Source organism: Sphingopyxis sp. SE2 (genome assembly GCF_032227185.1).
Taxonomy (GTDB): Bacteria; Pseudomonadota; Alphaproteobacteria; order Sphingomonadales; family Sphingomonadaceae; genus Sphingopyxis.
Genome location: NZ_JAPMXW010000001.1, coordinates 3,817,968 through 3,842,906, shown reverse-complemented (window position 1 = coordinate 3,842,906; position 24,939 = coordinate 3,817,968). Strand labels below are relative to the sequence as shown.

Annotated in this window: 16 protein-coding genes; 7 read left to right on the top strand and 9 right to left on the bottom strand. The window is 65.7% G+C overall.

Going from position 1 to position 24,939, the window contains the following annotated elements; translation table 11 throughout:
- Positions 1–90: 90 nt before the first annotated feature.
- The 4 genes from OVY29_RS18290 to ribA all read left to right on the top strand — a co-directional run bounded on the left by OVY29_RS18290 (position 91) and on the right by ribA (position 5,591).
- Positions 91–2,403 (top strand): FtsK/SpoIIIE family DNA translocase, encoded by a 2,313-nt coding sequence (locus tag OVY29_RS18290; protein ID WP_037553265.1) that lies wholly within the window; start codon positions 91–93, stop codon positions 2,401–2,403.
- A 157-nt stretch (positions 2,404–2,560) separates the two neighbouring features.
- Positions 2,561–3,181, top strand: a complete 621-nt coding sequence (locus OVY29_RS18285; RefSeq protein ID WP_037553263.1) for a LolA family protein — start codon at positions 2,561–2,563, stop codon at positions 3,179–3,181.
- 563 nt (positions 3,182–3,744) lie between these two features.
- Positions 3,745–4,539, top strand: coding sequence for an exodeoxyribonuclease III (locus OVY29_RS18280; protein ID WP_037553262.1), 795 nt, complete (start codon positions 3,745–3,747; stop codon positions 4,537–4,539).
- A gap of 5 nt (positions 4,540–4,544) precedes the next feature.
- Positions 4,545–5,591, top strand: coding sequence for a GTP cyclohydrolase II (gene ribA, locus OVY29_RS18275; RefSeq protein WP_037553391.1), 1,047 nt, complete (start codon positions 4,545–4,547; stop codon positions 5,589–5,591).
- Positions 5,592–5,780: 189 nt separating this feature from the next.
- Here ribA and OVY29_RS18270 read toward each other — a convergent pair whose 3' ends face one another.
- The 3 genes from OVY29_RS18270 to OVY29_RS18260 form a co-directional block, all read right to left on the bottom strand.
- Positions 5,781–6,587, bottom strand: coding sequence for a LytR/AlgR family response regulator transcription factor (locus OVY29_RS18270; protein WP_037553260.1), 807 nt, complete (start codon positions 6,585–6,587; stop codon positions 5,781–5,783).
- Positions 6,584–7,708 carry a sensor histidine kinase gene (locus tag OVY29_RS18265; protein ID WP_037553259.1) on the bottom strand — a complete coding sequence of 375 codons (1,125 nt, stop codon included), beginning with the start codon at positions 7,706–7,708 and terminating at the stop codon, positions 6,584–6,586. Before OVY29_RS18265 ends, OVY29_RS18270 begins: the two co-directional genes overlap by 4 nt.
- 63 nt (positions 7,709–7,771) lie before the next feature.
- A complete protein-coding gene (locus OVY29_RS18260; RefSeq protein ID WP_037553258.1) occupies positions 7,772–8,293 on the bottom strand; it encodes a winged helix-turn-helix transcriptional regulator in 522 nt (173 codons plus the stop codon).
- A 126-nt stretch (positions 8,294–8,419) separates the two neighbouring features.
- Here OVY29_RS18260 and OVY29_RS18255 point away from each other — a divergent pair, with 126 nt between their 5' ends.
- The gene (locus OVY29_RS18255; protein WP_313911886.1) at positions 8,420–8,755 is read left to right on the top strand and encodes a CC_3452 family protein; all 336 of its coding nucleotides are present in this window, start codon (positions 8,420–8,422) and stop codon (positions 8,753–8,755) included.
- A 72-nt stretch (positions 8,756–8,827) separates the two neighbouring features.
- Here the strand turns inward: OVY29_RS18255 and OVY29_RS18250 are convergent, their stop codons facing one another.
- Positions 8,828–9,712 (bottom strand): glycosyltransferase family 2 protein, encoded by an 885-nt coding sequence (locus OVY29_RS18250; RefSeq protein ID WP_052181949.1) that lies wholly within the window; start codon positions 9,710–9,712, stop codon positions 8,828–8,830.
- A gap of 128 nt (positions 9,713–9,840) precedes the next feature.
- Here OVY29_RS18250 and OVY29_RS18245 point away from each other — a divergent pair, with 128 nt between their 5' ends.
- Positions 9,841–11,934 (top strand): RelA/SpoT family protein, encoded by a 2,094-nt coding sequence (locus OVY29_RS18245; protein ID WP_037553257.1) that lies wholly within the window; start codon positions 9,841–9,843, stop codon positions 11,932–11,934.
- A gap of 407 nt (positions 11,935–12,341) precedes the next feature.
- Here the strand turns inward: OVY29_RS18245 and OVY29_RS18240 are convergent, their stop codons facing one another.
- The 5 genes from OVY29_RS18240 to gdhA all read right to left on the bottom strand — a co-directional run bounded on the left by OVY29_RS18240 (position 12,342) and on the right by gdhA (position 23,586).
- Positions 12,342–16,640, bottom strand: coding sequence for an LVIVD (locus tag OVY29_RS18240; protein WP_037553256.1), 4,299 nt, complete (start codon positions 16,638–16,640; stop codon positions 12,342–12,344).
- Positions 16,641–16,779: 139 nt separating this feature from the next.
- Positions 16,780–18,714, bottom strand: coding sequence for a hypothetical protein (locus OVY29_RS18235; RefSeq protein WP_037553255.1), 1,935 nt, complete (start codon positions 18,712–18,714; stop codon positions 16,780–16,782).
- Entirely contained in the window at positions 18,715–20,688 is a 1,974-nt protein-coding gene (locus OVY29_RS18230; RefSeq protein ID WP_313911885.1) for a heme-binding protein, read from the bottom strand.
- A 4-nt stretch (positions 20,689–20,692) separates the two neighbouring features.
- Positions 20,693–22,180 carry a multiheme c-type cytochrome gene (locus OVY29_RS18225; RefSeq protein ID WP_313911884.1) on the bottom strand — a complete coding sequence of 496 codons (1,488 nt, stop codon included), beginning with the start codon at positions 22,178–22,180 and terminating at the stop codon, positions 20,693–20,695.
- A gap of 50 nt (positions 22,181–22,230) precedes the next feature.
- Positions 22,231–23,586, bottom strand: a complete 1,356-nt coding sequence (gene gdhA, locus OVY29_RS18220) for an NADP-specific glutamate dehydrogenase (RefSeq protein WP_313911883.1) — start codon at positions 23,584–23,586, stop codon at positions 22,231–22,233.
- Between the two features lie 198 nt (positions 23,587–23,784).
- Between gdhA and OVY29_RS18215 the strand changes: the two genes are divergently transcribed.
- Positions 23,785–24,693, top strand: a complete 909-nt coding sequence (locus tag OVY29_RS18215) for a tetratricopeptide repeat protein (RefSeq protein ID WP_313911882.1) — start codon at positions 23,785–23,787, stop codon at positions 24,691–24,693.
- Positions 24,694–24,939: the final 246 nt, after the last annotated feature.

Below are 24,939 nucleotides of genomic sequence, written 5' to 3'. Positions count from 1 at the left end.
AGGCTGTGGGCGAGCGCGGAGCCGCGCTTGACGGCGAGTCCGCCGCATGCGCATATCGCCGGGGTTAACTGACAGGGACCGGAAGAGAGCATGGCAAGCCGCAAGGCCGCACCCGCAAAGGCCGATTGGCGCACCGTTTTCCGCCAGAGCGTCGCGCGATCGCTCGTGATCGCGGCGGCGGTGGCGCTCGGGCTCTTCACGCTGTTCCTGACGCTCGCGCTGATCACCTACGACAGCACCGACGCCGCGCTCAACACCGCGGCGCACGGCACCGCGGCCAACTGGATGGGCAGCGCGGGCGCCTGGTTCGCCGACCTCGGCCTGTCGATCGGCGGCGTCGGCGTCGCGCTGTTGCTGCCGCTGCTCGGCATCATCGCCTGGCGGCTATGGACCGGCGAAGCGCAGCCCTATTGGCCGCGCCAGCTCGCCTACAGCTTCATCGGCATCCTCTTCGTGGGGCTGGGCGCCGAACTCTGGTCGCCGGCGACCAACGCGCCGCTGCCCGCGGGCTGGGGCGGAATCATCGCGCTGCTGCTCGGCGGCGCGATCGCGCCACTCTTCGCGCAGGCCGGCGAACCCGCCGCGGCGCTGATCCGCTTTGCGACGATCCTGCTGCTCGTCGGGCTGGGGCTGTGGCTCGCGTGGCGCGCGCTCAGGCTCGAAAAGGGCTGGGCATCGCGCTTCCGGCTGCCCGCCGCGACCAGCAGCCGCATCGCCGAGCCCGTCCGCGCGCCGCGCGCCGACGACCGGGTGCCGGGCCCGCTGGAGTCCGCCGTGCGGCCGCGCGCCGTGGCCGAGCCGGTCGACCGCGCCCCCCCCGAAATCGCCGACCCCGCGCAGCGTAGCGCGCCCTCGAAACCCCGGCCCAAGCCGCAGACCGAGCTGTTCACCAATTACCAGCTGCCCTCGATCGACCTGCTCGCCCCCGCGCCCGACCGGCCGGCGGGCCAGATCGACAAGGCGGCGCTCGAACGCAACGCGCGGTTGCTCGAATCGGTGCTCGAGGATTTCCAGGTCAAGGGCGTCGTCACCGCGGTGCGCCCCGGCCCGGTCGTCACCATGTACGAACTCGAACCCGCGCCGGGCACCAAGGCCAGCCGCGTGTCGAACCTCGCCGACGATATCGCGCGCAACATGTCGGCGCTGTCGGCGCGCATCGCGCCGATCCCCGGCCGCACCGTCATCGGCATCGAGCTGCCCAACGCGCAGCGTGAGGCGGTGGTGCTGCACGAGATCATCGGCAGCGCGCTGTTCCAGGACCAGACCGGCGCGCTGCCGATCATCCTCGGCAAGAATATCAGCGGCGACGCGATGATCGCCGACCTCGCGCCGATGCCGCACCTGCTGATCGCGGGCACGACGGGGTCGGGCAAGTCGGTCGGTTTGAACGCGATGATCCTCTCGCTGCTCTATCGCCTTGGTCCCGATCAGGTGAAGATGATCATGATCGACCCCAAGATGCTCGAACTCAGCGTCTATGACGATATTCCGCACCTGCTCGCGCCCGTCGTGACCGAACCCAAGAAGGCGATCCGCGCGCTCAAATGGGCGGTCGAGCAGATGGAGGACCGCTATCGGATGATGTCGTCGCTGTCGGTGCGCAACCTCGCGTCCTACAACGACAAGGTGCGCGGCGCGCTCGCCAAGGGCAAATCGCTCGGACGCCGCGTCCAGACCGGCTACGACCCCGACACCGGCCAGCCGGTCTATGAGGAAGAGACGCTCGACTATCAGCCGCTGCCGCAGATCGTGGTCGTCGTCGACGAACTGGCCGATCTGATGATGACCGCGGGCAAGGAGGTCGAGTTCCTGATCCAGCGGCTCGCCCAAAAGGCGCGCGCGGCGGGCATCCACCTGATCCTCGCGACGCAGCGCCCGTCGGTCGACGTCATCACCGGCGTGATCAAGGCGAACCTCCCGACGCGCATCAGCTTCAACGTCACGTCGAAGATCGACAGCCGCACCATTTTGGGCGAGGCGGGTGCCGAGCAGCTGCTCGGCAAGGGCGACATGCTCTACGTGCCCGGCGGCAAGCAGATCACGCGCATCCACGGCCCCTTCGTCTCCGACGACGAGGTGCGGCTGGTCGCCGAACATTGGAAGGCGCAGGGCCGCCCCGACTATATCGAAAGCGTCACCGAGGATCCCGAGGACGGCGGCTTCGCGATGGAGGGCGCCCCCGCCGGCGGCGACAGCGCCGAGGACCGCATGTACGCCAAGGCCTGCCAGATCGTCGCCGAAAGCCAGAAGGCCTCGACGAGCTGGCTCCAGCGGCAATTGCGCATCGGCTACAACAGCGCCGCGCGCCTGATCGAGCGGATGGAGGAGGAAGGCATCGTCAGCCCGCCGAACCATGTCGGCCGCCGCGACGTGCTCACCGATCAATATGGCCAGCCGCGGTAGGAGCCTTCCCTACCCGTCATCCCGGCGAAGGGTGTTTCGGAGGCACGTGACTCCGAACACGATCTCGCCGGGATGACGGAGAGATGAAGTGTCGGTTCAGACCGAGTTAAACGCCTGACCCTCACGATGCGGGTCCGCAAGCAAGACAGAGAAGCAGATGACCTTCCAGAAAATGATTACTCCCCTCGCCGCCGTCGGCCTCGCGATCGCCTCGCCCGCGATCGCCCAGTCGGCGAACGCGCTGGCGTCGGTGCAGTCGCACCTCAAATCGACCAGTTCGATGACCGCCGACTTCGTGCAGACCGACCGCAACGGCCAGCGCGTGTCGGGCAAGCTGACCCTCAAGCGCCCGGGCAAGATCCGCTTCCAATATCAAAAGGGCGTGCCGCTGCTGATCGTGGGCGACGGCAGCCGGCTGACGATGATCGATTATGAGGTCAATCAGGTGCAGAGCTGGCCGGTGAAGAATTCGCCGCTCGGTGCGCTGCTCGACCCCGACCGCGACCTGTCGAAATATGCCAAGATCCAGCCGACCGGGAACAACGACGTGCTGAGCGTCGAGGTCAAGGATCCGAAGCGCCCCGAATATGGCACGATCACCATGGTGTTCGTTCGCGACGGCGCGGCGCCCGGCGGGCTGCGCCTGCGCGGCTGGGTCGCGCTCGATTCGCAGAACAACCGCACGCGGATCGATCTCAGCAACCAGAAGTTCAACGTCGCGGTCGCCGATTCGGCGTTCCGCTGGACCGATCCCCGCCCGAAGCGGCGCGGCCGCTAACCCTTTTGCCGTCATGGCGCCGGTCCGGTTCACGACCGGCGCCCATTTTTCCAGACCAACCGTCGCCCGCTATCGACGAACTGCAGGACCGGCGGCCGACAGTCCTTTTTGTTCAGCTTGGCGACAGGGAAGAGCCGCTATTCCAACTCTCGAAGGCGCCAACACGGCCCCGGATTTGGGTTTCCCCCTGTTGCCCCACCCGGGTTGCCAGGCACCTTCATTCAAGAGCGTGACGAACGCTGACCTTGAACCCCCGTTCCACCGCCCCTGGGACGGGGGTTTAATTTGTCTGGCGGTCAAGAGCCAGGTAGCCGCTAGGGGGTGGGGAGCGGACATAGCTTCTATTGCAAGAAATCCGAAATAGTCCGCATCCCCGAGCGAAGACGAGGGGCTCGTTCGAGCAAAGCGAGAACCGCATAGCCACGCTGCCTCGACTTCGCTCGGGGATGCGGGTTCTATAGTTGGCTCGCTATGCTGATTACGGCCACTTCCCGCCGCTCCCACGCATCCCGTCCGCGGCAGCGGCCATTGCGAACGCGAACGCGCGCCGATAGAGCCGAACCATGACTCGTACCAGCATCGCTTCGTGGAACATCAACAGCGTTCGCGCGCGCATCGGCATCGTTGAAAAATTCCTGCGCGAAGAGGCCCCCGACATCCTCTGCCTTCAGGAAACCAAAGTCGAATGCAGCCTGTTCCCGCCCGAGATGTTCCGGCGGCTGGGCTATGAACATATCGTCACCCACGGCCAGCGTATGCACCATGGCGTCGCGATCGTCAGCAAGGTGCCGCTGACCGACGTGCGGAAATATGACTGGCAGGCGAACGGCGAGGCGCGCCACGTCGGGGTGACGCTGCCGTCGGGCGTGCGGCTCGACAATGTCTATATTCCCGCGGGCGGCGACATTCCCGACCGCGACCTCAACCCCAAATTCGGACAGAAGCTCGACTTCTTCGGCCGTATGACCGAATGGTCGGGGGCGCTCAATGGCACCCCGACGGTGCTGACGGGCGACTTCAACGTCGCGCCGCTCGAAAGCGATGTCTGGAACCACAAGGCGCTGCTCGACGTCGTCAGCCACACGCCGATCGAGGTCGAAACGCTCGCGCGGTTGCAGGCGGCGTCGAACTGGGTCGACCTCGGGCGCCACTTCATCGAAGCGCCGACGCCGCTCTACACCTGGTGGAGCTACCGCGCGAAGGACTGGGAAGCGTCGAACCGCGGCCGCCGGCTCGACCATATGTGGGTGACCCCCGACCTGACGGCGAACGCGGTATCGCACCGCATCGTCCAGCCGGCGCGCAGCTGGGAGCGGCCGTCGGACCATATTCCGCTGATCACCGAGTTCGACTTTTGAACGATATCGGAGCTCGCCGGGCAGCCCGCGCCATAGACGCGCTGCGGCGCGGCTGGCCGTTCCGCATCGCGGGCGGCGATGGCGCACTCGACCTGCTCGCCGTCGAAAGCGCGCGCGATGGGGCGCTCGCCGACTTCGCCAGCCAGGATGTGCTGCTTTCGGGCGAACGCGCCGTTACGCTCAAGCTCACCAACCAGCGCGCCGCCGCGACACCGGGACCGGTGCGGCTGGCCCATGCGGCCGATACGGTCGCCGCGGCGTTGGCGATTGCCGACCCGGCGCTCGACCTCGCGAATCCGCTTAAAGGGCCCTTCCGCACGGTCTCGACCGGAAGCGAAACCGCTGCCGTGGCCGCGATGACGATCGCCCGTCATGCCGGCCTGCTCCCGGCCTTTTTCGTGCGCGAAGCGACCGGCGATGCGGAGACCGCATGCGGCGTCGACGATGTCGCCGCGCTGCTCGATCCCGCCCGGCTCGAAATCGCGGCGCGCGCGCGGCTGCCCGTCGAGGCGAGCGAGAGCGCCGAGATCGTGGCCTTCCGTTCGCCCGAGGAGGCGTCGGACCATGTCGCACTGGTCATCGGGAAGCGCGATGCGAACCCGCCGGTCGTGCGGCTGCACAGCGAATGCCTGACCGGCGACGTGCTCGGCAGCCTCAAATGCGATTGCGGGCCGCAGCTTCACGCGGCGCTCCACGCGATGGCGGACGCCCCATGGGGGGTTTTGCTCTATTTGAGGCAGGAAGGGCGCGGCATCGGGCTCGTCAACAAGCTGCGCGCCTATGCGCTGCAGGATCAGGGCTATGACACGGTCGACGCGAATTTGCGGCTGGGTTTCCCGGTCGAGGCGCGCGACTTCGCGATCGCCGGGCGGATGCTCGACCTGCTCAACATCCCGCGCATCCGGCTGATGACGAACAATCCCGAAAAAGTGTCGCGGCTCGAGAAGGAAGGCGTCGAGGTCGTCGAACGCATCCCGCTCGCGCTGCCGACGAACAAATATAACGAGCAATATCTCGCGACGAAGCGGGATAGGACCGGGCACCAACTTTAGGCGCCGTGCCCGCTTCGGGACTCGCACGAAGCCACAAGGCCACAAAGACTTCTACAATCCGTTCGCCCTGAGCTTGTCGAAGGGCCGTTCTTTCTTTTGGGCGGCGAAGAAAGGACGGTGCTTCGACAAGCTCAGCACGAACGGGATGAGAGGGATTCTTTGTGGCTTCGTGCCTCCGTGCGAGCCAATTTAATGCACGAACCGCGCCACCACGTCGCGATAGCTGCGGCTGACCTTCACCTGCGCACCCGAACCGAGCACGAGGAAACATTCGCCGTTGGTGTGCGGCTTGACCTGTTTGACCTGGCTCAAATTCACGATCGTCGAGCGGTGGACGCGCTGGAAATTGCGCGGGTCGAGCCGCTTTTCGAGGTCCTTCATCGTCTCGCGCAGGATCAGGCTGTTGTCGGCGGTATAGATGCACATATAGTCGCCCGCGGCGTCGATCCGCTCGATGCTGTCGACGTCGACGCGGAAGATCTGGCCGCGATCCTTGATGTTGATCATCTTTTCATAGCGGTCGGCGGCGTGCGCGTCGGGCTGCGTCTCGGCGTCATAATCCTCGACCGCTTCGGGCGCGACTTCGGCGAGCACATTCTTCAGCCGTTCGACCTCGGCCGCACCGCGCTTTTCGGTGAGCCGCTGGCGGACGCGGTCGAGCGCGTCAGCGAGCCGTTCGGGCTCGACCGGCTTCACCAGATAGTCGACCGCCTGCGCCTCGAAGGCGCGGATCGCATGGTCCGAATAGGCGGTGACGAAGACAACGAGCGGCGGCTCGACCTCCATCAGCCCCTGGATCACCGAAAAGCCGTCGAACCCCGGCATCTGGATGTCGAGGAAGACGAGGTCGGGTTTGTGGGTCTTGATCTTTCTTATGGCCTCGCGGCCGTTCTGTGCGGTGTCGACGATTTCGACATCGCCATGCGCTTCGAGCCTGAGTTGCAGGCCCTGGGTCGCCAATTTTTCATCATCCACCAGGATGGTTCTGATCGTCATGTGCGTTCGGTTCCAATCGTCATTTGCCCGTCGGGCTGGAACGGAAACTCGATCACCACCGTGAATCCGCCATCAGCGCCCATATGGACGTCGAACCTTTGCTGATCGCCGAAAGCCTGCGCCAGCCGGTCCCTGATGTTGGCTAAACCCACACCGGTCGATTCCGTTGCAACGCCAGTGGTGGGGTCGGTGGGGTCGGCTGACAATCCCGCGCCCGTGTCGGACACGGTGATCCGGACATTTTGACCGGCCAGCTGTGCGGAAATCGTGATATCGGCGCCTTCCTCCTGCGGGGTCACCGCATATTTGATCGCGTTTTCGATGAGCGGCTGAAGCAAAAGCGACGGCAAACGCGCGCGCGAAACCGCGGGATCGATCGCGAAATGGGGGCGCAGCCGCTCCTCGAAACGCATCTTCTCGATGTCGAGATAGAGCTTCAGCGTCTCGATCTCCTGCGCCAGCGTCACCTGCGCGGTCGGCTCGTTGGCGAGCGTGTAGCGCAGGAAGGCCGAGAGGCGCGACAGCATCGCATTGGCGGGCTCGGCCTGTTTCAGGAGCACCAGCGTCGAGATGCTGTTCAAGGTGTTGAACAGGAAATGCGGGTTGAGCTGGTAGCGCAGCATCGCGAGCTGCGCCGAGGCCGCCTGCGCCTCGAGCCGCAGCACGCGGTCATTCTGTTCCTCGAGCTGGAGGAAATAGTTGATCGCGAAATAAAGCGCCGACCAGGCCGCGAGCGAGGTCGCGTCGATATACATCGCACCGAGCAATAGGCTGGTGAAGCCCGCCTCGCTCGCCGGGTTCTGGATCTGCGCGACCCACGCGTCGATAAAGGCCCAGAGCGCGGTCGCGACGCCGGCGAGGCCGAAACTGACCCCCCACATCAAAAGCGGGCGGCGGTTGATCAGCGCGCGGTAACAGACCGACAGGATCAGCGTCAGCGAAAAGCCGGTGATCGCCGAAATCGTCTGCGGGATGAAAAAGGTGAAGGCCTGCCCGTTGGCAAGCCCCGACACGCCGCGCAGCCCGAGCCACGCGGCCCAGCCCAATATCTGCAAATTCCAGAAGGCCCGGACCTTGTTGTCGAAGAAGGGCCCGGGCGAAGTCAGGCGAAACAGCGGCATGAGGGTCCGTGCGTTGGCTATGTCAGTGGCCGTGCGCAGGGTCGCGGACGGCAGCGGGGCGCATCATTCGGCCGCGACCGGCGCCGCGGGATTATCGGCGCGCACGCGCGCCTGCCCCAGCGGCTGCAGTTCCGACCGATGCTTCCACAGCAATTCTTTATATCCGATCACTCGCCCGTCGTGCGCGGTCAGCGTGACGGGGCCGATCGGCTGTTCGTCGCGCGCGTCGACGAGCACCGGGGTCGAGGGCACGCCGGCGCCCCATTTTTCGCCCCACTGGCGCAGCGCGATCATCGCGGGGAGCAGTTCGATTCCCTTGTCGGTGAGCTGGTAGCGGACCTTGCGCCGGTCCTCGGCCATCACCTCGCGCGCCATGATGCCATGGTCGACGAGTTTCGACAGCCGGTTCGACAATATGTTGCGCGCGATGTTCAGTTCCTGCTGGAACTCCTCGAAATGATGCACGCCGTTGAACGCCGCGCGCAGGATCATGAACGACCATCGCTCGCCCATCGCCTCGAGCGCGAGCGGCAGGGCGCAATTGTCCCCGTGCAGGTCGTTCAATACTTCGCGTAATTTTCCCATGCCCAATGCCCTAACGTAAAATCTGCCGGCGTGCCAAAAAAAATATAGGGCCTCCGTTGCATTTCGCAACTCAAACGCTAGTTGCGATTCGCAACCCTTTTGGGTTGCACAAAACAGGAGGTCCAGATGCCCATTTTCAAACTTTCTCCCCTCTTCGCTTCATTGCCGCTCGCCGGCGCCGCGCTGACCGGCGGCCTCGCGCTTGTTCCGGCTGCAGCGACCGCGGCGGGCGGCGCTTATTATCGCGCCGAGCTCGCGGCCCCCGCGCCCAAGGCCCGTTTCGTCTCGCGCGACGTCGTCTGGGCGTGCAAGGATGCCAGCTGCACCGCGGGCCAGGGGACGAGCCGTCCGCTGATCATGTGCGCCGCGCTCGCCAAGGCTGCCGGCCCGGTCGCGAGTTTCACCGCCGGCGGCAAGGCGCTCGACGCCGACGAACTCGCCCGCTGCAACGGAACGAAATAACCGGACAACCCCGAAAAAGGCCGCAGCCCTCTCGGCGAGGGGCGGCGGCCTTTTCACGTCCGGGTTGGCCGATCAGGCGGCGATGCGGTTGCGCGCGACGACGAGCGACCAGCGCGCGATCGCGGGTAGCCGCGCCGCGACATGCGCCGGATCGGCCCGAAACGCGCGGTGCACCAGGTCGAGCCGCCAGCGATGCTGGCTGCGTAGGGCCAGCCCGAGCAGGATTTCGCTGCGGCTGCGCACGGGCAGCGCGTCGGGCAGCGCGCGTTCGACGATCTCGGCGGTCAGCGCCTGGATATGCTCGGCGCGCTGGCTCGTCAGGCTGCCGCCATGCTTGCGATAAAGGTAGAGGTCCTCGTGCAGCGTGACGAAGGTGAAGCGCCGCGCGGCGCGCAACCAGAAGTCGTAATCCTCGACGCCGAACAGCGCGGTGTCATAGCCGCCGAGCGCCTCGGTCACGCGCGCGCGATAGAGGAAACAGGCGCCGACATTGTTGCCATAGAGCAACCGTTCGACCGGGCCGACGCGCGAGCGGCCGAGTTCGCCCCCCGCATCGTCGATCAGCGTGAAATCGGCGTGAGCGATGTCGGCGCCGGGCTGCGCATCCAGCACGGCGACGAGCCGCGCCAGCATCTGCGGCCGAAGCAGATTGTCGTCCGAGGTCCAGCTGTGCAGTTCGCCGCGCGCCGCGGCAAAGCCGTGATTGAGCGCCGCGGGCAGCCCGGCGTTGGTGTCGAGGCGCAACAGCCGCACGCGCGGGTCGCGCGCCGCGGCCTCCGCCATGATCGCGGGCGAGGCGTCGCGCGACGCATCATCGACGAGGACCAGTTCGAAATCGCCGAAATCCTGCGCCAGCACCGAATCGATCGCCTCGGCGAGCCAGCGCGCACCATTGTGCACGGGCATCACCATCGACACCCGCGGCGGCGCGGTCGAATCGAGAGCATCGGTCCCCATCTCGCGGATTCTCCTACCCGCGACGAACGATGCTTCCAACGGGCTTTACCAAAGTTGCTAACGCATTGGCGCCGGGCGCAATCAAATTTCGCATTGCAATATATGCAACATGGACGACATTGAGTGTGATGCTAAGGCAATATGAACTTGTCGAGCGCGTGCGCGCTTATGATCCCGACGTCGACGAGGCGCTGCTCAACCGCGCCTATGTCTTCACCGTGCAGAAGCATGGCAGCCAGAAACGCGCGTCGGGCGACCCCTATTTCAGCCATCCGGTCGAGGTAGCGGGCATTTTGACCGACCTTCACCTCGACAGCGAGACGATCGTCACCGCGCTGCTTCACGACACGCTCGAGGATACGCTGACGACCCCCGAGGAGATCGAGCGGCTGTTCGGCAGCGACGTCGGCCGGCTCGTCGACGGGGTGACCAAGCTCAGCAAGATCGAGGCGCAGACCGAAAATGAGCGCGCCGCGGAAAATCTGCGCAAATTCCTGCTCGCCATGTCCGACGACATCCGCGTGCTGCTCGTCAAGCTCGCCGACCGGCTGCACAATATGCGCACGCTGCATTTCATCAAGAATCCCGACAAGCGCCGCCGCATCGCCAAGGAGACGATGGACATATACGCCCCGCTCGCCGAGCGGATCGGCATGTATGAATATATGCGCGAGATGCAGCTGCTTGCCTTTCGCGAGCTCGAGCCCGAAGCCTATGCGACGATCACCGGCCGCCTCGCCAAGCTGACCGCGGGGGGCAAGGACAAGGTCGCCGCGATCACCCGCGAGTTCAAGGAGCTGCTCGCCGCCGCGGGGATCGAGGCCGAGGTGTCGGGGCGCGAGAAGCATCCCTATTCGATCTGGCGCAAGATGCAGGAACGCCACGTGAGCTTCGAGCAGGTGACCGACATCATCGCCTTTCGCATCGTCACCCCGACCGACGCCGACTGCTATGCCGCGCTGGGCCTGATCCATCGCAAGTGGAAAATGGTCCCCGGCCGCTTCAAGGATTATATCTCGACCCCGAAGCGCAACGGCTACAAGTCGTTGCACACGACGATCATGCACCAGCAGAATATGCGGATCGAAATCCAGCTCCGCAGCCTCGGCATGCACCAGCAGTCCGAATTCGGGCTCGCCGCGCACTGGGCCTACAAGCAGGGCGGCAGCACCCCCGACGGCCAGGCCGGGTGGATTCGCGACCTCATCGAAATCCTCGAGCAGACGCACGATCCCGAGGAGTTCCTCGAAAACACGCGCATCGCGATGTATCAGGACCGCATCTTCGCCTTCACGCCGAAGGGCAGCCTGCACCAGCTTCCCAAGGGCGCGACCCCGGTCGATTTCGCCTATGCCGTCCACACCGGGCTCGGCGACCGCACGGTGGGGGCAAAGGTCAACGGCCGGCTCGTCCCGCTGCGCACCCAGCTTTCGAATGGCGACACCGTCGAAATCCTGTCGTCGGACAAGCAGACGCCCCAGCCCGCCTGGCTCGGCTTCGCGGTCACCGGCAAGGCGCGCGCGGCGATCCGCCGCCATGTCCGCTCGAAGGAAAAGGTCGAACTCGCCGCATTGGGCCGCACGATGTACGACGAGATCGTAGCGCGGCTGCCGAACAAGGTCGGCGACAAGGCCCGCGCCGCGGCGCGCGAGCGGCTGAAGCTCGACGACGATAGCGCGCTCTATGTCGCGATCGCCAAGCAGCGGCTCACCGACAATGCGGTGCTCGAGGCGCTCGTCCCCGGCATCACCGCCGAGATGAAGACCAAGCCCGGCAAGCTGGTGCAGGGCGCGGCGGTGTCGATCGCGGGCCTCACCCCCGGCGTCGCCTTTCAGCTCGCCGACTGTTGCCACCCGGTGCCCGGCGACCGCATCGTCGGCCTGTCGCGCCCGGGCGAAGGGATCGAGGTGCATGTCATCGACTGCCCGAGCCTCGCCGATGGCGTCGATGCCGACTGGATCGACCTCAGATGGCAGGAGGACAGCGAGGGCGGCAATGCGCGGCTGTGCATCGTCATCCGCAACGAGCCCGGGACGCTCGCCGAAATGTCGGGCATCCTCGCCGCCAATATGGCGAACATCACCAATTTGCGGCTGTCGAACCGCGAGGGCGGCTTTCACACCTATGACGTCGTCGTCGAGGTGCGCGACGTCCAGCATGTGATGCGCATCCTGTCGGCGCTGCGCGCATCGGACAGCGTGGTCCAGGCGGAGCGGCTTTAGGCGGCTGCCTTCGTCGGGTTAGGGGGTGGTTTCCAGTCGTTCGTCATCCCGGACTTGATCCGGGATCCACGACGACGGCGCGGTTATGGATCCCGGATCAAGTCTAACGAGCCACGTGTCTCGTTAGAGGATGACGATGGCAAGATCCTCCCTGTCGCCCTTCGGCTGGCCGGCAGGCCGGCCGCTCAGGATGAACTGCCCTTCGGGCAGCGATGGGAAGGGGGAGAGAGCGGGGTAAAAGCAACGCGCGGGGTGCGTTGCTTCCCGCGAGGCGCCGCAGGCGGTGGTGGAGGGGCCGCGACGGCCGCGCTATGGCCCTCCGTCAGCGCTGCGCGCTGCCACCTCCCCATGGCGGCGCCACAGGGAGGATTAAAGGGCCGCTTCCGGTCGAAACCAGACGGTTTTCCTCAATTCGCATACAGCAGCGGCGGTCGCCACGCGCTTTCGTCGACCTCGTCGCGAACCTTGTACACCGTCCCCTTGCTGTTCAGGAACAGCTTCTCCATCTCGCCGCGCGTGAAGGGGCGTGAGCCGAGGCGGCCGAACACCGCCATCTGCCCGCCCGTTTCGTCGACCGCGCGGTCGCGGTCGAGCCCCTTCGACAGCGCGAGCGCGGGCGACGGGGTCTTTGCCCAGGCGATGAGTTCGGGGGTCGGCCTGGGCGAGAAGCCATAGAGGCCGGGGTTGTCGGGGCTGGTGAGCTGGAGCACCTTGATACCGTTCCGCCCGTCGGCGACATAACCGAACAGCGAGGCGTTGGTCGACGCGACGATCACATCCTCGGCATCGTTGAGCGTACCGCCGAAGGTCAGCCCCGGCCAGACGATCGGCGCCGCGGGGCGCGTCACATCGACGATCACGAGCCCGTCCGCCTTTGCCGCGACATACATATAGGTGCGCGCGATATAGATCTTCCGCGCGTTGGTGAGCCGCACCGTGCCCGACGGCACCGCGACCGGCTGCGCCAGATCGGTGACGTCGAACAGCTTTACCCCCTCGGCGTCGGTGACCCAGAGATAGCGGAACTGCACCGCGCTCGCGCGCGCATCGGTCAGCGGCAGCTGCGCCGTAACCTTCGGCTGGAGCGGCACCGTCAGGTCGAGCGCGACGAGCCCCGCGTCGGTGGTGACATAGGCGATGCTGCCCGCGAGCGTGATGTGCCGCGCCCCCGCGAGCACATTGCCTTCATTCCACGTCAGCGCGCGTTTCAGCTTGTTGTTGCGGAATTCGCCGTCGGCCATCGTGTCGATGTCGACCAGCACCAGCCCCTCGACGCTGTCGGTGATGGCGGCGTAACGATAGATGTCGTGCATCACCTGTTCGTGGTTCTCGGGGAAATTTTTCACGATATTCTCGTTGCGCGACACGCTGATCGGCTGCGTCGTTGCGATCGCCATGCAGGTCGCGTTCTTGGTCTTCACATGCGTATCGTGTCCCATCGGCGAGAAGGGGGCACGGACGATGCGTTCGGAGAAACCCTTGTTGCCGATCGACGCGACGTCATAGACGCGGAAGCCGCCCTTGCCCTCGGCGACATACATATATTCGCCGCGCTGCTGGAGGCAGTTCACCCGGCCGCTCGTGTCCTGCACGATATTGGCGAACTCCTCGAGCGCCTGCGTTTCGCCCGATCCCTTTTTGTCGAAAGTCTTGCCGCGCACCCATTGCTTGAGCTCGCGGCCGTTTTGATCGACGTGAAGCTTCCAATAATCGGGGTAGGAATAGCGGTGGAGATAGCTGCCGATGACCGCCTGCGGCTCGTCCCATTCGGTGACGCGCGTCGCCTGGAAGCCATCCTCCATCCCTGACCAGACGTTGAGGCCGACGAAATTGACGAAATTGGTGCCGAGCAGCAGCAGCTGCGACATGATCGCATTATTGTCGTCGGCGGCGGACAGATGGCAGTCCGAACATTGCTTGGTTTCCGACCGGCGGACCGTGTGCGGGAAATGCGGCGCAAAGGCCTGGCTCGAATAGCCCGCCGACGAGACCGGCGGCTGCTGCACATAGATGCGCTCGCGATTGATGTTCGTCGACGACAGCACCAGCGCCGAGGTCGAGCGGACCGGGGTGATGATGCCGCGCACCTCGCCGTTCGGGCCCGGCTCGCCGGGCTTGGTGAGCTGGTGCCGGCCGAGCTGGAACATTTCGTCGCGCGCCACCTGCGGGTTGTAGGTCGCGAAGTTCCGCGTCTCCTCACCCTCGAAATGGTGCATCTTGGTTTTCCAGTTCGCCTCGATCGGCAAATGGCAGCCGCCGCAGCTCGTCGTCCACGACAGGTGACAGGTGAAGCAGGTCATCTTCTCGTCGCCGTGCGCGCGGTCTTCCTTGGCGACCCCCGGCCCCCACTCGAACTTGCCGTCCTCGCTGCCCGCCCGCGCCATCAGCTTGGCGCGCGCGGCCTTGGCGTTGAAATGCGGTCCCGGGGTCACCGCCTGCTTGACGAGGCTGACCTGCCATTCGAGCTTCGGATCGACGATCGAGCGCTGAATGAGGCCGATCACCTCGGCATCGTCATTATATTGGAATTCGAAGCGTCGGCGCCCGTCGGGGTTGCGGAGCAGCGCGAGGTTGGTCCCCTGCGGCCGCGCGGCAACGTTCGAGGTCAGCAGATTCGGGAACGCATCGGCGGTGCCGTGGCAATCCTTGCAGCCGATCTCGACCGCGTTCGCGACTTCGCCCTGGATATAGCCATTGCCGTGGCTATCCTGCGCGAAGTGGCAGTCGGCGCATTGCATCCCTTTTTCGGCGTGAATGTCCATCATATGGACCGTCTTGCCGGGGTTGAGCCCGGGCGGCACGAACTTGCCCTCGACGCCGGGTTTGCCGGGATCGGCGCTCGACAGGCAAAGATCGCGTTCCTTCAGATCGCTGTAGTGGCTGCAGCTCTTGCGCCACTTTTCGGGGTCCTTCGGGTCGACGATGTTCGCCGTATCGGTGCCGTAAGTCGCCATATTGCCGTCGGCGTTCAGCAGATTGCCGTTCCGGTCGCGCTTGAAGATGCCGCGGAAATTCCAGCCATGGCCGTGATAGTCGGCGAATTGCGTGTCCTTGTTGCTGTCGTTGACGTCATAGACGTCGCGCAGGAATTCGACATCGGCCCACAGTCCGCGTGCCGCCGCCGCCTCGGGATTGCGTTCGAGCACCTGATGCACTTCGGCGGCGGTCGGATAGCGCTGTTGCTTGTATTTCTTCCGATACTCCTCGTCGCTCATCCCCGGCGGGCGCGGCGCCGTGTTTTCGGGGCCCGGCCACATCTGCGGCGCGTCCGATTCATAATCCCACATCGTGTAGCCGAGGTAGGAGTTCAGGAAGATGTTCGGCTGGTGCATGTGGCACGACATGCACTGCGAGGTCGGAATCGCGCGGGTGAAGGCGTGGCTGATCGGATGGCCCGATTCGCCGCGCGCCGGAGATCCGGGGCGCGCCGGGACGTCGGGATCGGCGGGATCGATCAACGAACCATGGCCGCCGACAGCTTCGTGGCCGTCTTCAGTGCCGTGCGCGTCGTCGCCATGCCCGTCGCCATAGCCCGCGGGCTTCCGTTTCTTTTCGGCGATCGTCGGATCGATTGTCGCGGTTTCGCCGTCGCGGCCGAATTTGGCGTAGGTCAGGCTGTGCCGCGGCTCGCGGTCGTTGGCATAGACGACGTGGCAGCCCGAACAGCCCGAATGGCGATAGTCGCCGGGCTGGTCGTTCGTCCCCATGAACCACGACAGCGGATCGTTGAGGCGCGTCTTGTGGATGTTGAGCACGGGGATCGAGACGCGCAGGCCCGTGCCGGGACCGCGGTTCGATTGTTTGAGGTCGGGGCGCCCGGGCTCCTCGAGCCGCTGGATGCTGCCCGTCGGGTTGGGCAGGCCGATTTCGGGGAATTGCGTGTTGATGTTGCGCCCGCCGCGCTCGAAGACGCGGAAGACATCGCCGGGCGGCAGCACGCTCCAGCGCGGCAGCGGATACATTTTCGCGAGCGCGCCGCGCTTTTTCTCTTCGTCGGTCAGTATCTTGTCGAAACCGAAGCCCGGCTTGCACGCTTCCTTATATTCCTCGGCGGTCAGCCGCGAAGAGGGCGAAAGGATGCACGCGGGTTCGCCGGTGCGCGTATAAGCCTCGCCGAACACATAGTTTTTATACGGGACGATGCCATTGTTGTACGCCGCGCCACCCCACAGCATCGCGCCGGTCGACATCATCGAGCGTTCGGTCGCCTCGATCACTTCGAGATGGCACGCACCGCACGCCTCGCGCGCGACGCGATAGTCGCTGGGGTTTACGAAGCGGATGAATTCGGGCGATTCCTTGTTGAGCAAGGTATAGCTCCGCTCGGGATTCGCCGAACTGTCGTGCCACGCGCCGGGCAGCGTCGGCTGCGGGTGCGCGAGCTTCATCACCGCCTTGTTCGTCGGATGCTGGTAGCCAAGGCCGGGTGTCCCGCGCTGGCTGGCGTCGCCGCCGTGGCAGTCGGTGCAGCCGAGCTTCACCGCGGGGGTTGCGTGCATCGACGGCTGGTCGGTGCGCGTGTGGCACGAATAGCAGCCGTTCGATTTCGTCGCGACCTCGGCGTCGCCCTGCTCGCGCGGCGCGGGCGGGGTGAAGCGATATTCGACCTTGACCGGCTTTTCCTCCTCGGCCGCACGGCTGACCTGTGCGCCGATTGCCAGCGACGTCAGAATGAAGGCGAAGAGAAGGAGAAGTCGGCCTCCCACCCCGTATCCCCGAGCGAAGACGAGGGGCCAGGCCGAGCGAAGTCGAGGCCAGCTTCCTGGAGGATTCTCGCTTCGCTCGAATGGGCCCCTCGTCTTCGTTCGGGGATACGGGAAGGGTGATAGGTTCAATGTCATCGCCCTAAAAGCTCAGGATCACATTGGCGAGGATGGAGACGTAAGCGTCATTCTTCTGCTTGTTGTCGAACAAATCCTTGAAGCCCTTGCCGGGCAGCAGCACCGCAGCGCTGAGGCGCCCGACGATATTCTGCGTCGCCTTGGGCCGCCAGATCGCCGCTACCGACAGGTCGAAGCCGATATCCTTTGGGATCGACCCTTCCACGCGCAGCGCCTGCAGGCTCAAGGTATTTTCGAACCACAGATGGTTGAAATTGGTGCTGACGCGAAATTCGGGGGTCAGGTCGAAATCGGCGCCCGCGCCGACGAAGACGGTGCCGGGGTTGTTGAAGTTCGACTGCCCCTCCTCCTTCGACGAGCGCAGCGAGTTCAATATGCCGTTGCGCCCGTTGATCGCGATGACGCGCCCGCCGCCCGCGAAGGGGATCGTCTGGCGGATCCAGTAGCTTGTGTCGGCACCGCCGAAGATCGGGTTTTCGAAGATCGCGTCGAACCCGCCCTCGGTCCTGTTATACGGATCGCCGTCGCCGGTCGCGTAGAGCCCCGACAGGCGGAAACGCATCCAGTCATGATCGTAGCTGAGTTCGACCGCGCCGAAGCCCGCGCGGATTTCGGCGGGCTTGCTCGTGAAGAAACTGTTCCGATCCTCGCCCAGCGCGGCATAGAAGCTCGCGGTGAGGTTGATCCGCCCGATCCGCCCGTCGGCGCTGTAACCGAGGTAAACCACGTCATATTCGCGCCCGCGCAGGTCGCCGAGCAGCGCCGGCCGCACCGGGAAACCATTGTGGTCGATCTGCACGTCGTTCTTTTCGCGGTTCATATTGTACGTCACGCTGATCTGGCTGGTCAGCCCGACGACCGGAAAATCCTGGCGATAGAGATTGGCGGTGAGCACGAAATCGTCACGCGGCGTCTGCGTAATGTCGTTCAGGCCGCTGTTCGTGTCCTTTTCGAGCCGCCAGAAGGCGGCGAGATTATATTGGAATCGGTTGTTGTCGCGGTTGCCGAACAGGCGGATGCCGAGCTGGCTGTCGTTGAACAGGAAGCCGCGGAAATCGCTCTGGAACGGCTGGATGCCGAGGCGGACCGAATAGAAATCATAGCGGTCGGACGTGTTGCCGAGATGCTTGTCGACGAAGAGTTCCTGCAACCCCAGGAAACTGTCGTAACGATGGCTCGCCTTCGACGGGCGCACGTCGAGCACGCGCCGTTCGGGCACGTCGACATAATTGGCTTGGTACGCGAGCGTGACGCGATATTCGATGTCGGGCGGCTTGAACGCGGTCGATCCCTTGATCAGCGCCGCGCCCGCGATGAAGGTCTGCGCGAAGACGAAGCTGCGGTCCTTGCCGAACACGTCGAGGCTGCCCGGCCGCTCGGTCGTCTGGACGCCGACGGGGATAGGAAAGGTGCGCGGTTCGAACACGGTGTCGGACACGGCATTGGCGACGATGAACCAGTCGTCGCCCTTGATCGGAAGCCATTTGACCTTGCTGCGGTCGATCGGCCGGTCGCCCTTGTAGGTGTTCTGGTTATAGGGATCGAACCAGCGTTCCTTGACCACGCCCAATGTCTCGATCAGGCGCCAGCGGTCGGGGATCGGCAGTTGATCCTCCATCCCGGGAAAGGCCTGCGGCGGCGGCGGGCGCAGCGCGCCGACATTGTCCTGGCTCAGCGCATCGGGAAGATCGGGACGATAGCCGGGACGGCGGCGGCCCTCGATGATCTCGGTGACCAGATCATCCTTGATCCTGTCCTGCCAGTCGACCGGCGGCGGCGGCGGAATCAGCTCTTCGGCGGGCCGCTCGGCGGGTGCGGCGTTTTCCGCGACCGGCGGCTCTTCGGGCGCGGGCGGCGGCGGCGCGACATCGGCGCCCGGCGCACCCTGCGCCGCGAGCGTCGCGATGATCGGCCAAAGGCTGCCCCCCGTCATCATCATCTATAGCCCCTCGCAGACATTCTGCTGCGCGGTGTCGAGGAAGGGGGCGAAGGGGCAGCTGATATAACGCAGGCGCACGCCGGCGCCGACGCCCACGACGATCGTGTCGGCACGGATCGCTTTCGGCGCATTGCCGATGCCGCCGACGCGCGCGCCGCCGTTGTGCGTCCCCAAAAAGCTGATCATATCGTCCTGGTCGATGCCATCGCCCGACACGCCGATCGCGCCGACAAGGCTGTTGCCGCGATAGATGGGCACCGATCCGGGGAAGATCTGGATGCCGTTCTGGAGCCGGTTCCGCCCCGGCGCGACGTCGGGCAAGGTCGTGCAGCGCACCGGCGTGTCGGTCGGACTGGCGCCCGACACGAAGCCGAGATGCTGCCCCAGATTGCCGATGATCAGCGCCGACTGCAGCCCGGTCGAGAAAGGATTGAACTGTGCGATCGGGCGCGACAGCGGGCCGTGCGGCCGGCCGACCTCGCCATCGGGGAAATAGGGCCGCGACAAATTGCCCCCCGAACGGTCGGCGAAGGCGATCGTGCCGGTGAGCGCCGCCGGATCGCTCAGGAATGTCCGCGTCGCAGCGACGAATTGGCGCACGTCGGCGCTGGCGTTGGCGTTCAGTTCAGCCCCCGCCTGCGCGCCCGAGAAGAAGGCGGCGGTGCGCGCCTTCTGCAGGCTGACATCGGTGCCGAAAATCGGCGCGTCGGGCGAACGCACGATGCCGAGCACCGCGCCATGCGTGTCGACGATGCTGATCGTCACCTGCGCGCGGCTGTCGAGCGGGCGGCGGATCTGCGCGCGCGCGCGGCTCATCACCGCGAACGCCTCTTCGAGCACCGCGCGCGTTTCGGCGGTGGTCAGCGGCGCGCTGTTGCTCGCGCCGTCGGTGCCGGCGCGGATCGGGTAGCGGTTCGCGCCGCTGCCGTCGCTGAGCACAAAGGCGTCGCGGTTCGAAAATTCGGCGGCGGTCGACGCGCGAATGCCCGACGCTTCGGTGCCATAGGCGGTCCCCGCGGTGATCGACGCATTGGCATAGCCGATGACCGCCACGAGACTGCCCGCGGTTCCGTTGAGGCTCGCGAAACTCGCGCCGCCGCTCGTCATCACTCCGGCGAAGGTCGCGTCGGAGAAACGCAGGGTCGTGCCGTCGACGGCAATCTTGTCGGCGGTGATCGCGCCCGGCGCCTCAAACCCGCGCGTCCCCGCAAGCGCGATATACTCCTCGGGATCATTGTCGACATCGAGGATATTGGGGTCGCTGCCGTAAACGCCGTCGCCCATCACCCCGATGCCGCCGACGAGCACGCCATTCTTGTAGAGCGGCAGCCCGCCCGGATCGGCGGCGAGGCCGAGCGGCGAGCGTTTCGGCCCGATCAGCGCCGCCGCACCCGCTGCGCCGAAGCGCGCCGCGAGGTCGCTGCACGGCAGCTGGCTGAACTGCACGCCGAACAGGGGCCCGCTTTCGAGCCCGGCGGTCGTCGGCGCGGGTGGGAAATGTTCCTGGACGATCTGGCTCGCGGTGCGCGTCGAAAAGGCGTTGCCGCCGCTCGAGAGGTACGCGCCGGTCACCGCCTTGGCGATCGCGCCCCCCTCGGCGGGGAAGGTGACGTTCTGCGCGTCGATATTGTCGCCATTGGGCGCGGGCGAGGTCGTCGCGGTGGCGCGCGCGCCGGTCATGCGAAAGACGCCGAGCACATTGCCGACGCGGTCGGTCACCGCGATCACCGACGGCAGGCCCCGCGCCTGCGCCTCCGCGATCGCCTGCGCGAGCACGCGTTCGACGTCGGCGGTGGTCAGCGCCGCGACGGCGGGCGGGGTGTAGAGCCCGCCCGTCGGCGTGGGCGTCGGGGTCGGTGTTGGGATGGGTGTCGGGGTCGGCGTTCCGCCGCCGCCGCCGCCGCAAGAGGTGAGCAGCAGCGCAGCCATCGCAGCAAAGGCGGCCGAACGGAAAAGAGAGGTCTTGCTTCGCATGATCTTACCGCAGCGCCCCGATCGCGCGCACCGCGCTGCCGAACGAGGCCTGGAATTCGGACGGTTTATAGGCGTTGGGATCCTTCACCGCCGCGTAAGCGCGATCGATGTCACTGCGGATGCCCGCCGCCGCGCCGACCGTGACGCGCCCCGACGACACCATCGCGTTGAGCAGGGTATCGACGCCCATGACGGCCTGCTGCGACCCGGAATAGTCGGTGTAGCGATCGCTGATCGCCTTCGCCGAAATCGCGTCCACCATCGCGAAGGCGTCGGCGCCCGAGAAGCTGCGCGACGCGAAGGCGCGCTTGAGCGCCGCGACCGTCTGCGACAGCTGTGCCGCGGCCTGCACCGCGCTTTGCCGGTCAGCCGCCATCGCCTTGTGGAACGCCGCGGTGCGCGCCGCGAGCTGGTCGGCGAGCGCGGGCGAGGCCATGCGCGCCGCGGCAGCGAGCATGATCAGATTCTCGTCATTATAGGGCGGCATGCCCTCGGGAAGATTGCGCCCAACATTGTCGAGCCCGGTGCGCACCGGCTTCGCCTGGTCGAAGATGCGGCGGTGGCAGCTGTGGCAGTCGAGGAAATAAAATTCGGGGAATATCCCCTCGGTCCCGCGCCGCGTCTGGAACAGCGCGAGGCTGCGCTCGATCGCGGTCGCCTGCCCCACCGCCCACATCTGGACATGATCGGTACGCCGGTTCGGCGCGCCGAACTTGCGCCAGCCGTAATCGGCATCCTCCTGATGATGCGCCTGCAGCGACGAGAAAAGGTCGAGCTCGAACGAGATGCGCGGATGTCCCGCCGCCATGATGCGGTGCGTCACGAACTGACCGTCGGCGGCCGAACCGAAGTGGCAGTCGACGCAAACGCCCGCGCGCACCATCGGATCCTCGAGCTTCTTGAGCCCCGCCGACAGGTTGGCGAGATGCTTTTCGCGCATTTCGCGGTCGGGATCGGCGTTGGTGCCGACGCCGGCATAATGGCTCGCGAGCCATCCGCCCGCAGGGCCATGACACGATTCGCAGCCGACGCCGTCCTCGGCGGGAACGGCGCGCGCGGTGCCCGCGGTGCTGTGGCAGCCGAGGCACATCTGCGCCTTCGACGGATCGCCGATGCCGAGATTGCGCGCGATGAACTGGCTGCGATTGTTATTGAGGACCGCCCAGGCGCGGCTGTGCGCACCGCCGGGGGTCGAGGGCTCCTGCCATTTCATCAGCTCGTCCTGGCGGACGATTGTGCCGTCGCCTTCCATCCGGCCGTGGCAGGTCGACCCCGCGCACGAAGCGACGCCGGTGTAGCGCGCGCCGCTTTCGCCCTGCGACCGCGCGGGCGGCGCAAAGGCGAACGCCGCAATGGCGAGCGCGAGCAACATCGCCGCCAGAACGCCAAATGCCGTGGGACGACGGGCGGCAAATGCCGCGCGCGTGGGACGACGGGCGGCAAATGCCGCCCGAGGCCGATCGCCGCGCTCCTTCCCAGCGTGCGCCGTCATCCGCAGTACCCCTTTTTCCCAATCCGGCGCTTATTACGCTCTGGATCGATTTACACCACCCCGAAAGCCAGCATCGCGTCGGCAACCTTCTTGAATCCCGCGATATTGGCGCCTTTCACATAGTCGATATAGCCATTGCCCTGATCGCCATAGGTCAGGCAATTCTTGTGGATACCGTCCATGATGTCCTTGAGCATCTGCTGGAGTTCGCCCTCGCTCCACGCGCGGCGGCCGCTGTTCTGGCTCATTTCGAGTCCCGACACCGCGACGCCGCCGGCGTTGGCGGCCTTGCCCGGCGCGAACATGATCTTCGCATCCTTGAAGACGTGCACGCCCTCGAGGTTGGTCGGCATGTTGGCGCCCTCGCTGACCGCGATGCAGCCGTTCTTGACCAGCGTCTTGGCATCCTCGCCGAGCAGTTCGTTCTGCGTTGCGCAGGGCAAGGCCACGTCGCACTTCACGCCCCACGGCGTCTTGCCGGGCGTGAAGGTCGCGGTCTTGAACTCTTCGCAATAGTCCTCGATCCGCCCGCGGCGATGCGTCTTGTGCGCTTTCACCCAGTCGATCTTGTCCTGCGTGATCCCGTCGGGATCGTGGATGAAGCCGCCCGAATCGGACAGCGTCAGCACTTTGCCGCCGAGTTGCACGACCTTTTCGGCGGCGTGCGTCGCGACATTGCCCGATCCCGAAATCACCGCGCTCTTGCCGACCAGATCCTGCCCCTTCGCCGCGAGCATGTTGGCGAGGAAATAGACCGCGCCATAGCCCGTCGCCTCGGTGCGGATCAGCGAGCCGCCCCATTCGAGCCCCTTGCCGGTGAGCACGCCGGTGAATTCGTTGGTGATCCGCTTATACTGGCCGAACATGAAGCCGATCTCGCGCCCGCCGACGCCGATGTCGCCCGCGGGCACGTCGATGTCGGCGCCGATGTGGCGATAAAGCTCGGTCATGAAGCTTTGGCAGAAGCGCATGATCTCGCGCACGCTCTTGCCCTTGGGGTTGAAATTCGACCCACCCTTGCCGCCGCCCATCGGCAGCCCGGTCAGCGCGTTCTTGAACGTTTGTTCGAACGCGAGGAATTTGAGCACGCTTTCGGTGACGCTCGGGTGGAAACGGATGCCGCCCTTATAGGGTCCGATCGCATTGTTGTTCTGGACGCGCCAGCCGCGCTGGACGCGGATATTGCCGTTGTCGTCCTCCCAGCAGACGCGGAAGGACACGACCCGGTCGGGTTCGGCGATGCGCCGCAATATCTGCTGCGCGTGATATTCTTCCTTGTCGGCGATGAAGTCGAAAATGTCCTCCGACACTTCCTGCACCGCCTGCACGAACTCGGGTTGCCCCGGATTGCGCCGCTTCACGCCTTCCATGAACGTCGCAAAATCGACGTGATCCGAAACTGCCATGCACCCCTCCCCTGTTGACTGGGAAAGCCGGTGCGACCCCTGACGATTTTATCGTTGACCGACCTTATGAACCAAAGGCTACACCATCGCCGGGCAAAGGCAATATGACGGAGCGCACAGCCGGCATTTTTCGTGCGCCGTATGATGAGGGGTAAAAATGAGCGAGAGCAACAGGATGGCGGGGGCATGACCGGCGGCATGACGAGAAACAATCGCATGATATTGATCGCCGCTTTCGTGCTGCTCGCGGCGGCCATCGGCTATGCGATCTGGCGCGATTCCGCACCGTCCGCCACGGGTCCGGCCAGCGAAACCGCCGCCGCGCCGTCCGACCAGCTCGCCGACCTCGAAGCGCGGACGCAGCGCGAACCGGACAGTGCCGACGCGTGGACGACGCTCGGCGCGGCGAAATTCGACCTCGGCGATTTCGCGGGCGCGGCGGCCGCCTATGAAAAGGCCGTCGCGCTTTCGCCCGAATCGGCGGGACTCTGGTCGGCGCTCGGCGAAGCGCGGGTGATGGCGAGCGACAGCGACCCGATGCCCGCCGCCGCTTCGGATGCTTTCGACAAGGCGATCGCGCTCGACGCGAAGGATCCGCGCGCGCGCTACTTCCTTGCGGTGAAAAAGGACATCGGCGGCGATCACAAAGGCGCGATCGACGACTGGTTCGCGCTGCTCGCCGACACGCCGCAGGGGGCGCCGTGGGAAGCCGATCTGCGCCGGACGATCGAACAGGTCGGCCAGATCCACAAAATCGAGGTCGCCGCGCGCCTCGCCGCCACGCAGCCGCGCGCGCTGACGCCCGACGAAATGCCCGTCGCCGCGCGCGCGATCCCGGGGCCGAGCCGCGCCGACATGGAAGCCGCGTCGCAGCTCCCCAAGGGGCAGCAGGACGCGATGATCGAAGGCATGGTGAGCGGCCTCGAAGCCAAGCTGAAGGCCAATCCGGCCGACGTCGACCGCTGGATCATGCTGATGCGCAGCCGCATGACGCTGGGCGAAACGGCGAAGGCCGCGCAGGCGCTGAAGGACGGCATCGCGGCGAACCCGGCGGCGGCTGGGCGGTTGACGGCGCAGGCGCAGCTACTGGGCGTGCCGGGCGCGTAAAAATCCCCATTGGCGCACCGCCGGGAAAAGGCTAATCCGGCGCCGCTGCGGGGGGCAACCAGAACACAGGGTCGCCGCGGCATTTCGCCGCGAGACGCTTTCGGACGTATTGCCCGGGACAGCCGTCCACTCTGTATCGGGCCTCGTGGTTTTCCGGCTGGAACCCGGACCAATCCGACCATTCCCGCCCGAATCGTCATCCCGGCGAAGGCCGGGATCTCGCCGGTGCGTAAAGATGCTCGGGCG